At 48.7% G+C, this 14,325-nt stretch carries 13 protein-coding genes; 11 read left to right on the top strand and 2 right to left on the bottom strand.

The window, feature by feature from the left end; translation table 11 throughout:
* Positions 1 to 402: 402 nt before the first annotated feature.
* Genes ilvD through ilvC form a run of 5 tightly spaced genes read left to right on the top strand, consistent with a single transcriptional unit; the run spans position 403 to position 6,370 of the window.
* Complete coding sequence (gene ilvD / locus QVP94_RS12980) at positions 403 to 2,238, top strand: dihydroxy-acid dehydratase (protein WP_005864376.1); 1,836 nt, start codon at positions 403 to 405, stop codon at positions 2,236 to 2,238.
* Positions 2,239 to 2,271: 33 nt separating this feature from the next.
* Positions 2,272 to 3,975 carry a biosynthetic-type acetolactate synthase large subunit gene (gene ilvB, locus QVP94_RS12975; RefSeq protein ID WP_022192775.1) on the top strand — a complete coding sequence of 568 codons (1,704 nt, stop codon included), beginning with the start codon at positions 2,272 to 2,274 and terminating at the stop codon, positions 3,973 to 3,975.
* A gap of 15 nt (positions 3,976 to 3,990) precedes the next feature.
* The gene (gene ilvN / locus QVP94_RS12970; RefSeq protein WP_005854462.1) at positions 3,991 to 4,545 is read left to right on the top strand and encodes an acetolactate synthase small subunit; all 555 of its coding nucleotides are present in this window, start codon (positions 3,991 to 3,993) and stop codon (positions 4,543 to 4,545) included.
* A 6-nt stretch (positions 4,546 to 4,551) separates the two neighbouring features.
* Positions 4,552 to 5,277 carry an acyl-[acyl-carrier-protein] thioesterase gene (locus QVP94_RS12965; RefSeq protein WP_005854464.1) on the top strand — a complete coding sequence of 242 codons (726 nt, stop codon included), beginning with the start codon at positions 4,552 to 4,554 and terminating at the stop codon, positions 5,275 to 5,277.
* Between the two features lie 49 nt (positions 5,278 to 5,326).
* Positions 5,327 to 6,370 (top strand): ketol-acid reductoisomerase, encoded by a 1,044-nt coding sequence (ilvC, locus tag QVP94_RS12960; protein ID WP_005854467.1) that lies wholly within the window; start codon positions 5,327 to 5,329, stop codon positions 6,368 to 6,370.
* Between the two features lie 69 nt (positions 6,371 to 6,439).
* Here ilvC and QVP94_RS12955 read toward each other — a convergent pair whose 3' ends face one another.
* On the bottom strand, positions 6,440 to 6,781 hold the full coding sequence (locus QVP94_RS12955; RefSeq protein WP_005854470.1) for a type II toxin-antitoxin system RelE/ParE family toxin: 342 nt from the start codon (positions 6,779 to 6,781) through the stop codon (positions 6,440 to 6,442).
* Positions 6,751 to 6,984 (bottom strand): hypothetical protein, encoded by a 234-nt coding sequence (locus QVP94_RS12950; RefSeq protein WP_005854472.1) that lies wholly within the window; start codon positions 6,982 to 6,984, stop codon positions 6,751 to 6,753. The genes QVP94_RS12955 and QVP94_RS12950 overlap by 31 nt, the downstream gene beginning before the upstream one ends.
* Positions 6,985 to 7,671: 687 nt before the next feature.
* Between QVP94_RS12950 and QVP94_RS12945 the strand changes: the two genes are divergently transcribed.
* From QVP94_RS12945 to leuB, 6 genes are read left to right on the top strand one after another with little or no spacing between them, the layout of a single operon-like run.
* Positions 7,672 to 9,174, top strand: coding sequence for a 2-isopropylmalate synthase (locus QVP94_RS12945; RefSeq protein ID WP_022192773.1), 1,503 nt, complete (start codon positions 7,672 to 7,674; stop codon positions 9,172 to 9,174).
* 14 nt (positions 9,175 to 9,188) lie between these two features.
* Positions 9,189 to 10,586 (top strand): 3-isopropylmalate dehydratase large subunit, encoded by a 1,398-nt coding sequence (gene leuC, locus QVP94_RS12940; protein ID WP_005864399.1) that lies wholly within the window; start codon positions 9,189 to 9,191, stop codon positions 10,584 to 10,586.
* Between the two features lie 26 nt (positions 10,587 to 10,612).
* Positions 10,613 to 11,200, top strand: a complete 588-nt coding sequence (leuD, locus tag QVP94_RS12935; protein ID WP_005854475.1) for a 3-isopropylmalate dehydratase small subunit — start codon at positions 10,613 to 10,615, stop codon at positions 11,198 to 11,200.
* Between the two features lie 2 nt (positions 11,201 to 11,202).
* Complete coding sequence (locus QVP94_RS12930) at positions 11,203 to 12,717, top strand: hydroxymethylglutaryl-CoA lyase-like TIM-barrel protein (RefSeq protein ID WP_008778605.1); 1,515 nt, start codon at positions 11,203 to 11,205, stop codon at positions 12,715 to 12,717.
* 20 nt (positions 12,718 to 12,737) lie between these two features.
* Positions 12,738 to 13,181, top strand: coding sequence for a methylglyoxal synthase (locus tag QVP94_RS12925; protein ID WP_005854477.1), 444 nt, complete (start codon positions 12,738 to 12,740; stop codon positions 13,179 to 13,181).
* A 15-nt stretch (positions 13,182 to 13,196) separates the two neighbouring features.
* Positions 13,197 to 14,258 carry a 3-isopropylmalate dehydrogenase gene (leuB, locus tag QVP94_RS12920; protein WP_005854478.1) on the top strand — a complete coding sequence of 354 codons (1,062 nt, stop codon included), beginning with the start codon at positions 13,197 to 13,199 and terminating at the stop codon, positions 14,256 to 14,258.
* Positions 14,259 to 14,325 lie beyond the last annotated feature (67 nt).

Here is a 14,325-nt window from a genome sequence, read left to right as displayed (position 1 = left end):
CTGTTTGGAAATCGAAGTTTTTTCCCTTCTATACCTTCCGATTCCTAAGTAATACACTTTTGTTTCTGTTAAAATGCAACCCTGAAATGGTATTTGCTTGAGAATTGAAAGAAAAATGAAGAATTTTCTTTTAAATCCTTTGCGCATATCAATTATTGTTCTACATTTGCAGCGACAAACAAATAAAGACAACAAGATAAAGATGATGAACAACGTATTGCATATTATTCTCGTGGTGGTCCTTCTAGTCATTAGTAGGTAAGGAGAAAGGTGTGTAAGAAGTTGTGAAGTCGTAGAGATATTTCTTAAGCCTTTCTCCATATAGGGAAAGGCTTTTTTAGTATAAATAATTCAAGGTAGAGGCGTGGATAAAGCGCTCTACGAACAAAAAATAGGAAAGAGATGAAGAATCCGTTAAGAAGCTCATTTAGCACCGAAGGTCGTAGGATGGCCGGAGCCCGTGCGCTATGGCGTGCCAACGGGATGAAAGAGGAACAGTTCGGCAAGCCTATTATCGCTATCGTAAATTCATTTACCCAGTTCGTGCCGGGGCATACGCATTTGCATGAGATCGGGCAACTGGTCAAGGCCGAGATCGAGAAGCAAGGTTGTTTCGCCGCTGAATTTAATACGATCGCTATCGACGACGGTATCGCTATGGGGCACGATGGGATGCTTTACTCGCTTCCTTCACGCGACATTATCGCGGACAGCGTGGAATATATGGTAAATGCCCATAAGGCGGACGCTATGGTTTGCATCAGCAATTGCGATAAGATCACGCCGGGTATGCTTATGGCTTCCATGCGATTAAATATCCCGACGGTGTTCGTGTCCGGTGGCCCGATGGAGGCAGGTGAGCTGGATGGCCGCCATCTTGATTTGATCGACGCGATGATTGAGTCTGCCGATACATCTGTAAGCGATGAGCGTATCGAGCAGGTGGAACGCCATGCGTGTCCGGGTTGCGGTTGTTGTTCCGGTATGTTTACCGCTAACTCTATGAACTGCTTGAACGAGGCGATCGGTCTGGCGCTTCCGGGTAACGGGACGATCGTGGCTACCCATAAGAACCGTATCCAACTTTTCCGTGACGCGGCTAAGCAAATCGTTGAGAACGCTTACAAATACTATCGTGACGGGGATGATTCCGTGTTACCTCGCAACATCGCTACCCGTCAGGCTTTCTTGAACGCCATGTCGCTGGATATCGCCATGGGGGGGTCTACCAATACGGTGCTTCACTTATTGGCCGTGGCACAAGAAGCCGGCGCCGATTTTCATATGGAGGATATCGATATGTTATCCCGCAAGACTCCTTGCCTGTGTAAGGTAGCCCCGAATACGCACACTTATCATGTACAAGACGTAAACCGTGCCGGTGGGATCCTCGGTATCATGAACGAGTTGATGAAAGCCGGGCTTGTGGATGGCAGCACGAGACGTGCGGACGGCCTGACCTTGGCCGAGGCTGTTGATAAATACGCCGTCACTTCCCCGAACGTAACGGAGGAGGCGATCCGTAAATACAAGAGCGCTCCCGCTCATCGGTTCAGTATCCAGATGGGTTCCCAAGAATCTTATTATAAGGAATTAGATACGGATCGTGCCGAAGGTTGTATCCGTGACGTGGAGCACGCTTATTCCAAGGATGGCGGCTTGGCTGTTTTGAGAGGGAATATCGCCTTGGACGGATGTGTCGTAAAAACCGCCGGTGTGGATGAGAGTATTTGGAAATTCTCCGGCCCGGCGAAAGTCTTCGATTCACAGGATGCCGCTTGCGAGGGCATTTTAGGAGGCAAGGTCGTTTCAGGCGATGTGGTCGTCATCACGTATGAGGGTCCGAAAGGGGGGCCGGGAATGCAAGAGATGTTATATCCTACCTCTTATATAAAGAGCCGTCACTTAGGTAAGGAGTGCGCCTTGATCACGGATGGTCGTTTCAGTGGCGGTACGTCCGGTCTTTCTATCGGGCATATCTCTCCCGAGGCCGCTTCCGGTGGCGCTATCGGACTGGTGAGAGACGGGGATATCATCGAGATCAATATCCCGGAACGTTCCATCAACGTGCGGCTGAGCGACGAGGAGTTGGCCGAGCGCCGTAAGGCGGAAGAGGCACGTGGAAAGAAAGCCTTTACGCCGCCGACGCGTCAGCGTGAGGTCTCGAAAGCGTTGAGAGCGTACGGGAAGATGGTTAGCTCCGCCGATAAGGGAGGTGTAAGGATTGTTGAAGATTAAAGCCAATAATATACATTAAACACGTTATTTCTTATGGAGAAACAAAAGATAACCGGTTCGGAAGCTTTGCTGAAAGCGTTGATTGCTGAAGGAGTAGATACTATCTTCGGTTATCCCGGCGGACAGGCGATACCTATTTACGACAGTTTATATGATTATAGGGACCAGTTGAGGCATGTATTGGTGCGCCACGAGCAAGGCGCTACCCATGCGGCTCAAGGATATGCCCGTGTATCCGGCAAGGTAGGAGTGACGTTGGTTACTTCCGGCCCGGGCGCTACGAATACCATCACGGGTATCGCTGACGCGCTGATGGATAGTACGCCAATGGTCGTAATCGCCGGTCAAGTACCCTCGCCGTTGTTGGGAACCGATGCTTTTCAGGAAGTCGACGTGATTGGCATCACGCAACCGATCACGAAATGGGCTTATCAAATCCGCAAGCCGGAGGAGATCGCATGGGCTGTTTCTCGTGCTTTTTATATCGCTTCTACAGGCCGTCCGGGTCCAGTTGTGCTGGATTTAGCGAAGGACGCGCAAGTAGGGTTGGTGGAATATGAATATAAGAAGGTCGATTACGTACGTAGTTATCAACCGGAGCCGGATATCAATAAGGATCGTATCAAGGCCGCCGCCGATTTAATCAATGAGGCGAAGAAACCCTTCTGTCTGGTCGGGCAGGGAGTATTGTTAGGCGGTGCAGAAGAGGAATTGAAAGCGTTTCTCCAAAAGAATGATATACCTGCCGGATCTACGGTATTGGGCTTATCTGCGTTGCCAACCGATTTCCCATTGAACAAGGGAATGCTCGGCATGCATGGAAACGTAGGGCCGAACCGGAAAACGAATGAGTGTGATGTATTGATCGCTATCGGTATGCGTTTCGACGACCGTGTGACTGGCGATTTAAAGACATACGCTAAGCAAGCCAAGATTATCCATCTGGATATCGACAACTCGGAAATCGGCAAGAATGTTGCCGTGGACGTAAAGGTGCTGGGGAATGCCAAGCACACGATACCGATGATCACGGCGTTGTTGGAAGAACGTAAACGCCCGGAATGGAATGCCGAGTTCGATCGGGACGAGAAAGAGGAATACGATAAGGTAATCGAGAAGGAATTGTATCCGACCGAGGGTCAACTGAAAATGGGCGAGGTAGTCCGTAAGGTTTCCGAGGCGACCGGTAACGACGCTGTATTGGTGACCGACGTTGGGCAGAACCAGATGATGGGCGTCCGCTATTTCAAATATAAACAAACCCGTAGCGTGGTGACTTCCGGTGGTTTAGGTACGATGGGATTTGGTCTGCCGGCCGCTATGGGCGCTAAGTTCGGGGCTCCAGACCGTACGGTCTGCTTCTTTACCGGTGATGGGGGTATGCAGATGACGATTCAGGAATTGGGTACCATCATGCAGGAGAAACTGAACGTGAAGATTATTATTCTTAATAATAACTTCTTAGGTATGGTACGTCAGTGGCAAGAATTGTTCTTCCACGAGCGTTATTCAAACACCATCATGGAGAATCCGGATTTCGTGGCGATCGCTAAAGCCTATGGTATCGCCAGCCGTGCCGTTGAAAAGCGGGAGGAATTGGACGACGCTATCGCCGAGATGCTAAACCACGACGGCGCTTACGTGTTGGTCGCTAACGTGGAGACTTGCGGAATGGTGTATCCGATGGTTCCTGCCGGGGGAAGCGTGACAAACATGATTATGGGAGACGAGAAATAAGGAGGAGATGAAGCTATGACAACAAAGAAATTATATACCGTTATTATCTTTTCAGAGAATATCGTAGGTCTTTTGAACCAGATAACGATTATCTTTACACGCCGACAGCTGAACATCGAGACTCTGTCCGTCTCTCCGTCCGCTATCAAGGGCATCCATAAGTTTACGATCACGACATTCGCCGATGAGGATATGATCGATAAGGTGGTGAAACAGATCGATAAACGTGTGGATATCTTGAAGGCTTATTATAATACGGATGAGGATCTGGTTTATCAAGAGATCGCTCTTTATAAGCTAAGTACCGAGCTTTTCATCAAGATGGGAACCGTGGAGGGATTGATCCGTAAATACAACGCCCGTATCTTGGAGATGAACGAGACCTGCGTGGTATTGGAGAAGAGTGGCCACTATGACGAGACACAGGCCTTGTTCAATGAGTTGAGCGAGACGATCGGTGTCCTGCAATTCATCCGCTCCGGACGTGTGGCTATCACGAAGAGCAAGGTGGAGCGCTTGAGCGATATGTTGGCCGATATGGAGCGAAAGTTACAGGAAAAGCAACAATAATAAGATATGGAGAAAGTAGGATTATTTCATTTCGTGGCGGAGCCATATTTGATGGATTTTAGGGGACGTGTAACGCTCCCTATGATTGGTAACTATTTGATTCACGCCGCTTCCAGCCATGCCGGAGAGCGTGGGTTCGGTTTCAATGATATGTCGGAGCGTCATACGGCTTGGGTGTTGTCCCGTCTGGCTATCGAGATGAAGGAATATCCTACCGCCTTCGATAAGATTAATTTATACACTTGGATCGATGAGGTCGGACGTCTTTTCACCAGCCGTTGTTTTGAGCTGGCGGATGAGAATGGGAAAACCTTTGGATTCGCCCGTTCTATTTGGGCGGCTATCGACGTGGAGACCCGCCGTCCTACCTTATTGGATATAGAGGCATTGGGCAAATATATCGACGAGCGTCCGTGCCCGATCGAGAAGCCGGGCAAGATCATGTCGGCGGAGAATAAGGCGGAGGGAATCCCGTATTCGATCAAATACAGCGACTTGGATATCAACGGTCACTTCAATAGCGTGAAGTATATTGAGCACCTGCTGGATTTGTTCGATATCGACCAGTTCAAGACCCGTGAGATCGGCCGTCTGGAGATCGCCTACCAATCCGAGGGTAAACAAGGTATGCCGCTTACGCTTCATAAGGCGGAGTCCGCTCCCGATAAGCAAGACATGGCTATTTGCCATGAGGGAAAGGCGATCTGTCGTGCGGCGGTTACTTGGAGATAATAAAAGAGATACATAAATAGGTTTTTAAACATTAATAGTTAAAAAGAAAATGGCACAAATGAATTTTGGCGGTGTTGTAGAGAATGTAATGACCCGCGAGGAATTTCCGTTGGAAAAGGCAAGAGAGATATTAAAAGATGAGACAATCGCTGTTATCGGCTATGGCGTACAGGGACCGGGACAGTCATTGAACCTTCGTGACAATGGCTTCAACGTAATCGTTGGTCAGCGCCAAGGTAAGACTTACGAGAAAGCGGTTGAGGACGGATGGGTTCCGGGTGAGACTCTGTTCGGTATCGAGGAGGCTTGCGACAAGGCCACGATCATCATGTGCTTATTGTCCGACGCTGCCGTAATGTCTGTATGGCCTACGATGAAGCCTTATTTGACAGCTGGCAAGGCCCTGTATTTCTCTCATGGCTTCGCGATCACTTGGAACGATCGTACAGGTGTTGTTCCTCCTGCGGATATTGACGTGATCATGGTCGCTCCGAAGGGGTCTGGTACGTCTTTGCGTTCCATGTTCCTTGAGGGGCGTGGCTTGAACTCTTCTTTCGCTATCTATCAAGACGCTACCGGCAAGGCAATGGATCGTACGTTGGCGTTGGGTATCGGTATCGGTTCCGGTTATTTGTTCGAGACGACTTTCATCCGTGAGGCTACTTCCGACTTGACTGGTGAGCGTGGTTCTTTGATGGGTGCTATCCAAGGTTTGTTGTTGGCCCAGTATGAGGTATTGCGCGAGAATGGACACACTCCTTCTGAGGCTTTCAACGAGACGGTCGAGGAGTTGACTCAATCCTTGATGCCTTTATTCGCCAAGAATGGTATGGACTGGATGTACGCGAACTGCTCTACTACCGCCCAGCGTGGCGCTTTGGACTGGATGGGTCCGTTCCACGACGCAATCAAGCCGGTTGTCGAGAAATTGTACGCGAACGTAAAATGCGGTAACGAGGCTCAGATCTCTATCGACTCAAACTCTAAGCCGGATTATCGTGAGAAATTGGAGGCTGAATTGAAGGCATTGCGCGAGAGCGAGATGTGGCAGACAGCTGTTACTGTACGCAAGCTTCGTCCGGAGAACAACTAATCCAATCTTAATCCTTATATATCAGCAAAAAGAGGCGGGTCACTTACGGGTGGCTCGCCTTTCTTTGTGTTATTCGATGTGGATATTCTTTGTTTTCTTGATCTTTCGCATGCTGGATGCGGAATGGAAGATGTCCAGCACCTCGATCCGTTCCTCGGTGATGCGGTAGATGATAAGGTGTGAATCTAGGATGATGTTCCGGTACATGCGGCTTTTCGTGGTTAGGTGTCGGCATTCGGGGTAATAAGGATAGTCGTTTTCTAGTTTCTCGACTGTATTCAATATATGCTCAAGATATTTCCGGGCTTGGAACATACCGAATCGTTCTATGCCTTCCACGAAAGTCCTCTCAAGGCTTTCCTCGTAAATGGGAGAACCGATTACTTTTTTCCTTGATAGTTGTCCATCCATGATCTTATTCTTTGATGTACTTCTTCAATAGGATAGAACGGTCCCTTCTCAATCTCATGGATATGTTCCCAGATCTCTTCTTGGGTGAATTGCATCGGCTTGGTAGGATCCCACTTGAGCTTTGCGGGTCCGTTCTTGGCCTTACGTGTTTTTGCGGTCTTGGCTGTAGTTTCCTTGGCGGGGATGTTGCTTAATTTTGTCATAGTCGTAATCGTTATTAATTAGTACTGTGGCAAATGTATGGAATAATTTCCATGTAATAAGATATTTGGTAAGGAAAAAAGTAGGTCTATAGGATTAACTTATTACCCAGTTGTAGAGGCGGGGCGGGGCATGCCCCGTCTCATCTCCTCAATAAGGTAGAGAAGCTTACCTTGCCTAAGAATAAAACAGTATTGCGTTCCTTGATGTTATCTGGTAATACGCTGCTCTTGTTCGTGAAGAAGATCGTAGCTCGTTAAAATGAGCTGTCTCACATATTTCATAACACTGCCCATCATAAGGCCTTTATGATGGGCAACGTAAGCAGCTTATACTGCCCATCGTTACGACCCAACGATGGGTAGTGTTATTTAGTAACAGATGTAATTGTTTATCTTACGTTTTATAAGAAATATCCTGTAAAAAACTTCGAATTATATTTGGTGGTATCAAAAAAGGCCGTATCTTTGCAACGTTCAAACAAAAACAATAAAGACAAGAACAATGACACGCAACTTGCAAAATAGTCTCATTATTTCTCTAAACATTATTCTACTCTGGGAACGGGATAGGAAGTGAGACTGTATGCTTTGCGGGCATTACGATAGATGAAAGAGCCTTTCTCACTTCCTTGTGAGAGAGGCTTTTTTAGTTAGTATAGGATATTAGTAAATTAAGAATATAAGATTATGTCAGACAGATTATTTATTTTCGACACCACCTTACGTGATGGTGAACAGGTTCCGGGATGCCAGTTGAATACAGTGGAAAAGATTCAAGTAGCTAAGGCGTTGGAACAGCTAGGTGTTGATGTGATCGAGGCTGGTTTCCCTGTCTCCAGTCCCGGGGATTTTAAGAGTGTGGTTGAGATCTCAAAGGCCGTGACTTGGCCGACCATCTGTGCCTTGACCCGTGCGGTGGAGAAAGATATCGACGTGGCAGCTGAGGCGTTGAGATTCGCTAAGCGAGGACGTATTCATACGGGTATCGGTACTTCTGATTCTCATATCAAATACAAGTTTAACTCCACGAGAGAGGAGATTATAGAGCGTGCGATCGCCGCCACGAAATACGCTAAAAAGTACGTGGAGGACGTAGAATTCTACTGTGAGGATGCCGGGCGTACGGATAATGAATATCTAGCCCGTGTCGTGGAGGCCGTGATCAAGGCCGGGGCTACCGTAGTGAATATCCCGGATACGACAGGATATTGCTTGCCGGATGAGTACGGGGCGAAGATTAAGTATCTGATGGAACATGTGGATGGCGTACATAATGCGATCTTGTCCACCCATTGCCATAATGACTTGGGCATGGCTACCGCGAATACCGTACAAGGCGTGTTGAACGGAGCCCGTCAGGTGGAGGTAACCATAAACGGCATCGGTGAGCGTGCGGGTAACACGTCATTGGAAGAAGTCGCCATGGTTTTCAAGAGCCATAAAGAACGTGATATCATCACCAATATCACGACGAATAAGATCTATAGTACGAGCCGTATGGTTTCTAGCTTGATGAATATGCCGGTACAACCGAATAAGGCTATTGTCGGACGTAACGCATTCGCTCACTCCTCCGGTATCCACCAAGATGGCGTTTTGAAGAATGCGCAAACCTACGAGATCATCGATCCGAAGGATGTGGGTATTGATGATAATGCAATCGTATTGACTGCTCGTAGCGGTCGTGCGGCGTTGAAGCATCGCTTGCATGTTTTAGGTGTGGATCTGGAGCAGGAGAAATTGGACAAGGTGTATGATGAGTTCTTGAAACTGGCCGATCGTAAGAAAGATATTAATGATGATGATGTTTTGATGTTGGTCGGAAAGGATCGTACGGCCACCCACCGTATTAAATTGGAATATTTACAGGTAACTAGTGGCGTTGGAGTACAATCAGTCGCAAGTATTTGTTTAAATTTGTCGGGAGTAAGAAAATACGAGGCCGCGGCTGGTAACGGTCCGGTTGACGCAGGCATCAAGGCGGTGAAAAAAGCGATTAGTAATAGTGACATGACGATTCAGGAATTCTTGATTCAAGCCATTAATAAAGGTAGCGATGATACGGGCAAGGTGCATATGCAGGTAGAGTATAACGGGGCTACCTATTATGGGTTCTCTGCGAATACCGATATTATCGCCGCTTCCGTGGAGGCTTTCGTGGACGCCATCAATAAGTTTATAGTAGACTAAAAATAGACAAGACAATGAGCAAGACATTATTTGAGAAAATCTGGGACAAACACGTGGTGGACACGTTGCCCGACGGAACCATACAATTGTATATCGACCGTCTGTATTGTCATGAGGTGACTAGCCCGCAGGCTTTCGCCGGATTACGTGCACGTGGATTGAAGCCCTTCCGTCCCGCGCAAATCACTTGTATGCCGGACCACAATATCCCGACATTGAACCAAGATAAGCCTATCGAGGACCCTATATCCAAGAATCAAGTGGATACCTTGGAAGAGAATGCGAAGTATTTCGGCTTGACGTATTACGGTCTTCAACATCCGAAGAATGGTATCATCCATGTGGTAGGTCCGGAGACAGGCTTGACGCAGCCGGGTATGACGATCGTTTGTGGTGACTCCCATACTTCTACGCACGGTGCCATGGGCGCTATCGCCTTCGGTATCGGTACGAGCGAGGTGGAGATGACCTTGGCTACCCAATGTATCATGCAGCGTAAGCCGAAAACGATGCGTATCACGATCGATGGTGTACGCAAACCGGGCGTTACGGCGAAGGACTTTGCTTTATACATTATTAGTAAGATGAGTACCAGCGGTGCTACGGGCTATTTCGTAGAGTACGCTGGCGAGGCGATTCGTAATACGACCATGGAGGAACGTCTGACGATCTGTAACCTTTCGATCGAGATGGGTGCCCGTGGCGGTATGATCGCTCCGGATGATGTTACTTTCGATTATTTGAAAGACCGTGAGTTTGCCCCAAGAGGCGAGGAATGGGAGCGGAAGGTGAGCGAGTGGCGTCAGCTATATAGTGATCCGGACGCTAAGTTCGATAAGGAGATCGTTTTCCACGCCGAGGATATCGACCCGATGGTTACGTACGGTACGAACCCGGGCATGGGTATGAGTATCAGCAAAGATATCCCCTCCTTAGAAAGCGTGCCCGAGGCAGGCCGTATCTCTTATAAGAAGTCTTTGGATTATATGGGCTTCAAGGCAGGCGAGTCTATGTTGGGTAAGAAAGTGGATTATGTCTTTTTAGGTAGCTGTACGAATGGCCGTATCGAGGATTTCCGTGCTTTCGCCTCTTTGGTGAAAGGAAAGAAGAAAGCGGATGATGTAACGGTTTGGCTGGTTCCCGGCAGTTGGCAGGTAGAACGGGAGATTCGTGCCGAGGGGATCGACAAGGTTTTGGCCGAGGCCGGCTTCGTCCTTCGTCAACCGGGATGTTCCGCTTGTCTGGCGATGAATGAGGATAAGGTTCCGGCGGGTAAATATGCGGTCTCCACTTCCAACCGTAATTTCGAGGGCCGCCAAGGACCGGGTGCTCGCACCATCTTGGCGGGGCCGCTTGTGGCCGCCGCCGCCGCTGTGACAGGTAAGATCACGGACCCGAGAGAACTGATGTAAAGACTAATCTAATAAAGTAGCATAAGATGAAAACAAAATTCAATATAATCACAAGCACTTGCGTACCTCTTCCTTTAGAGAACGTGGATACCGACCAGATTATCCCAGCCCGCTTTCTGAAAGCGACTACCAAGGAAGGGTTCGGCGAGAACTTATTCCGGGATTGGCGATATGATAAGGAAGGTAATAAGATCGAATCATTCGTCTTGAACGATCCTACGTATAGCGGAAAGATATTGGTAGCGGGAAAGAACTTCGGTTCCGGTTCCAGCCGTGAGCATGCGGCTTGGGCGATCGCCGATTACGGTTTCCGTGTCGTGGTCTCCAGTTTCTTCGCCGATATCCATAAAAACAACGAGTTGAACAACTTCGTGCTGCCGGTTGTTGTGACTGAAGAGTTCCTCGCTGAATTGTTCGATTCGATTTACAAGGACCCGAAAACTGAGGTCGAGGTAAATCTACCGGAGCAAACGATCACGAACAAGGCTACGGGCAAAAGCGAGCATTTCGAGATCAACGCCTATAAAAAGGATTGCCTGATCAACGGATTGGACGATATCGACTATTTACTGGCAAATAAATCAAAGATAGAAGCCTTCGAGGCAGCACGCTGATTATGATAGAAATAATGGATACAACCCTCAGAGATGGGGAGCAAACTTCGGGCGTCTCCTTCGCCGCTCACGAGAAGCTCAGCATAGCGCAAGTGCTGCTGAGCGACTTAGGCGTGAACCGGGTGGAGATCGCCTCCGCCCGTGTGTCGGACGGAGAGTTTGAGGCCGTGAAGCGTGTAGCCGCTTGGGCCGCCCGTTCCGGAAACCTAGACAAATTGGAGGTCTTGGGTTTCGTGGATGGTACGGTCTCTCTCGACTGGATTGAATCCGCAGGTTGCCGTGTCGTGAACTTGCTTTGCAAGGGCTCTTATAAGCATGTCACCGAACAGCTTCGAAAGACTCCCGAGCAACACGTTGACGATATTCGTACGGTCGTATTGGAAGCGGCGAAACGGAAGATCGACGTGAATATCTATTTGGAGGACTGGTCGAACGGTATCAAGCATTCCCCGGATTACGTATTCTTGGTAATCGATGCGTTGAAAGGACTTCCGATCTGCCGTTTCATGCTCCCGGATACCTTGGGAGTCTTGAATCCCGGAAATACCTACGAGTATTGCAAGATGATGGTGGACCGTTACCCTGATTTACGGTTTGACTTCCATGCGCATAACGACTATGATCTTGCCGTAGCGAATGTATATTCCGCCATCCGTGCGGGTATCAAGGGAATCCATACGACCGTGAACGGTTTGGGAGAGCGTGCGGGTAACGCTCCTTTGAGTAGCGTACTTGCCGTTATCAAGGACCAGTTGGGAGAGGAGACGAGCTTGAGGGAGGAAAAGATAAACAAGGCTAGCCGTTTGGTTGAGACCTACTCCGGGGTGCATATCCCGCCCAATAAGCCGATCATCGGAGAGCATGTGTTTACGCAGTGCGCCGGTGTTCACGCAGACGGTGATAGCAAGAATAACTTGTATTGCAACGACTTGCTTCCTGAACGTTTCGGACGGGTTCGCGAGTACGCCTTGGGCAAGACCTCCGGAAAAGCGAATATCCGCAAGAATCTGGAAGCGCTCGGTATCGACATGGATGAGGGCTCGATGCGTAAGGTTACGGAACGGATCATTGAGTTAGGGGATAAGAAAGAAATGGTTACCCCGGAGGATCTTCCTTATATTATCAGCGATGTGCTTCATCATGATAATGCGCTGGAGGATCAGAAAATCCGGATCTTGAACTATTCCTTATCCTTGGCCCAAGGGTTGAAACCGGTGGCTACCTTGAAGATCGAGATCAATGGCGAGGCTTACGAGGAATCGGCTTCCGGTGATGGACAATACGACGCTTTCGTTCGTGCCTTACGCCGGATTTATTCCCGTTTGAACCGCCCGTTCCCGATGTTGACGAACTATTCGGTATCCATCCCGCCGGGAGGACGTACGGATGCGTTCGTGCAGACGGTCATCAGCTGGAATTATGCTGGGGTCGATTTCAAGACTCGTGGTCTGGACGCTGATCAGACCGAGGCGGCGATCAAGGCGACATTGAAGATGCTGAACAAGATAGAGGATTAATAATTAAAAAGGTAAAGGGTATGAAAAAGTTGACTATCGCGCTTGTAGCGCACGACAATCGTAAGGCGGAAATGGTAGAATGGGCGGTACATAACGCTGAGTTCTTGTCTCACCACCATATTGTTTGTACGGGTACGACCGGAAATTTGGTTCGTAAAGCTCTCGAGGAAAAAGGGGTGAACGCGGATATTGCTTGCATGCATTCCGGTCCGATGGGAGGCGATGCTGAGATTGCCGCTATGGTTGTCCGTAAGGAGATCGATTTGGCGGTCTTTTTGATAGACGACTTGAATCCGCAACCGCACGAGGCCGACATCCAGATGTTGCTTCGCCAGTGCCGTGTTCATAACGTACCTATCGCTTGTAACCGTTATAGCGCCGACTTGATGATTACAAGTACCCTGTGGGATGATGACACGTATTTCCCCACGGAGCCTAAGTATGTACATTTTAACAGAGAATAATAACAAACATTTACGATGAAACTGAATATAGCAGTACTTCCCGGAGACGGGATCGGACCAGAGATTTCCGTGCAAGGCGTGGAAGTAATGAGTGCCGTTTGTGAGAAATTTGGACATGAGGTTCACTATGAGTATGCCCTTTGTGGCGCTGACGCGATCGATAAGGTAGGTGATCCTTTCCCGGAGGAGACCTATCGGATTTGTAAGGATGCCGACGCTGTTCTTTTCTCGGCCGTGGGCGATCCTAAGTTTGATAATGATCCGACAGCGAAAGTACGTCCGGAGCAAGGTCTTTTGGCGATGCGTAAGAAGTTGGGCCTGTTCGCTAATATCCGTCCGGTGCAGACCTTCAAATGCCTATTGCATAAATCGCCGTTGCGTGCCGAATTGGTGGATGGCGCGGATTTCTTATGTATCCGTGAGTTGACCGGTGGTATGTATTTCGGTGAGAAATATCAAGACAACGATAAGGCATACGATACGAATATGTATACCCGCCCGGAAATCGAGCGTATCTTGAAAGTGGGCTTCGAGTATGCGATGAAACGGAATAAGCACCTGACGGTTGTTGACAAGGCGAACGTACTTGCCTCTTCCCGTCTATGGCGCCAGATCGCTCAAGAGATGGCTCCTAGCTATCCGGAAGTAACGACAGACTATATGTATGTGGACAACGCCGCTATGCGTATGATCCAAGAGCCGAAATTCTTCGACGTGATGGTAACCGAGAATACGTTTGGTGATATCTTGACGGATGAGGGTTCTTGCATCAGCGGCTCTATGGGCTTGCTGCCTTCCGCTTCTACCGGAGAGAGCACGCCGGTTTTCGAGCCGATTCATGGCTCTTGGCCGCAGGCGAAAGGGCTGAATATTGCGAACCCCTTGGCGCAAATTCTTTCAGTAGCGATGTTATTCGAGTATTTCGACCTCAAAGAAGAGGGAGCCTTGATCCGTGAAGCCGTAGACGCTTCCCTCGATGCGAATGTCCGTACGCCGGAAATCCAAGTGGAAGGTGGAGCGAAATATGGAACGAAAGAAGTGGGTAGTTGGGTTGTCAATTATATCACGGAAAAGTAGTATAAATGGGCCGATTTCGCACCAGTAGTGGCGCAGGCTCACACGTATAGTGGCATCGGCTCACGCG

This window comes from Parabacteroides sp. CAG:2, from assembly GCF_000436315.1.
Taxonomy (GTDB): domain Bacteria; phylum Bacteroidota; class Bacteroidia; order Bacteroidales; family Tannerellaceae; genus Parabacteroides; species Parabacteroides distasonis.
Note: the sequence above shows the minus strand (reverse complement) of the source record. Positions and strands in the feature narration are given on the sequence as shown.

Bases quoted from the DNA above. Each gene is read 5' to 3' on its own strand.
- ilvD (WP_005864376.1), top strand. From the start codon at position 403: ATGAAGAATCCGTTAAGAAGCTCATTTAGCACCGAAGGTCGTAGGATG.
- ilvB (WP_022192775.1), top strand. From the start codon at position 2,272: ATGGAGAAACAAAAGATAACCGGTTCGGAAGCTTTGCTGAAAGCGTTG.
- ilvN (WP_005854462.1), top strand. From the start codon at position 3,991: ATGACAACAAAGAAATTATATACCGTTATTATCTTTTCAGAGAATATC.
- QVP94_RS12965 (WP_005854464.1), top strand. From the start codon at position 4,552: ATGGAGAAAGTAGGATTATTTCATTTCGTGGCGGAGCCATATTTGATG.
- ilvC (WP_005854467.1), top strand. From the start codon at position 5,327: ATGGCACAAATGAATTTTGGCGGTGTTGTAGAGAATGTAATGACCCGC.
- QVP94_RS12955 (WP_005854470.1), bottom strand. From the start codon at position 6,781: ATGGATGGACAACTATCAAGGAAAAAAGTAATCGGTTCTCCCATTTAC.
- QVP94_RS12950 (WP_005854472.1), bottom strand. From the start codon at position 6,984: ATGACAAAATTAAGCAACATCCCCGCCAAGGAAACTACAGCCAAGACC.
- QVP94_RS12945 (WP_022192773.1), top strand. From the start codon at position 7,672: ATGTCAGACAGATTATTTATTTTCGACACCACCTTACGTGATGGTGAA.
- leuC (WP_005864399.1), top strand. From the start codon at position 9,189: ATGAGCAAGACATTATTTGAGAAAATCTGGGACAAACACGTGGTGGAC.
- leuD (WP_005854475.1), top strand. From the start codon at position 10,613: ATGAAAACAAAATTCAATATAATCACAAGCACTTGCGTACCTCTTCCT.
- QVP94_RS12930 (WP_008778605.1), top strand. From the start codon at position 11,203: ATGATAGAAATAATGGATACAACCCTCAGAGATGGGGAGCAAACTTCG.
- QVP94_RS12925 (WP_005854477.1), top strand. From the start codon at position 12,738: ATGAAAAAGTTGACTATCGCGCTTGTAGCGCACGACAATCGTAAGGCG.
- leuB (WP_005854478.1), top strand. From the start codon at position 13,197: ATGAAACTGAATATAGCAGTACTTCCCGGAGACGGGATCGGACCAGAG.